Genomic DNA, 521 nt, shown 5'->3' with positions numbered 1-521 from the left:
GTTACTGGACTTGCTTTAGCATTAAAAAGTCGAAATGTTAACGTTAGTTACAACCCTAATGCTGACCTCATTCTTTCATATGGGCAGGCCGTTACTGTTTGTGGAAACGAGAATACCCTAGGCATCGAAAAAGAGGTAGGTAGTGACACCGCTATATATATAAACAACAATAAGAGATACCCAAGTATTGGTCAAGAGTTTATATTTGAGTCACCAATGGGTACCAGCTTAGTTAGTTACCTTGGTAAATATGCCGAACAATATCAATTCCGTATAGTCTGTGGAACTACGGTAAAAAAATAATTTATATTAATCTCTTGCCAAAAATATGAATCCACAGGTGATATATGGACTTAATCTCAGCATTCTCTACAATAATTGCTGCAGGAGGAAGTGTTGCAGCTATAGGCTTCTTAGCGAGGCTATTTGCCAACTCTTTAGCATCTTTTGTCATTAATAGATTCAATTTAATTAATGCAAAGGCGTTAGATGAGCAAAGATTAGTTCATCAAAAAGAGATT

Annotated in this window: 1 protein-coding gene; it reads left to right on the top strand. The window is 36.1% G+C overall.

Annotated elements, in window-relative coordinates:
• Positions 1-303: hypothetical protein (locus LG31_RS21645; protein ID WP_238567503.1), on the top strand; the 303-nt coding region annotated here is incomplete at its 5' end.
• Positions 304-521 lie beyond the last annotated feature (218 nt).

This window comes from Aeromonas lacus, assembly GCF_000764665.1.
GTDB lineage: Bacteria > Pseudomonadota > Gammaproteobacteria > Enterobacterales > Aeromonadaceae > Aeromonas > Aeromonas lacus.
The sequence above is the reverse complement of the archived record's forward strand: the minus strand, read 5'-3'. Positions and strand labels throughout refer to the sequence as shown.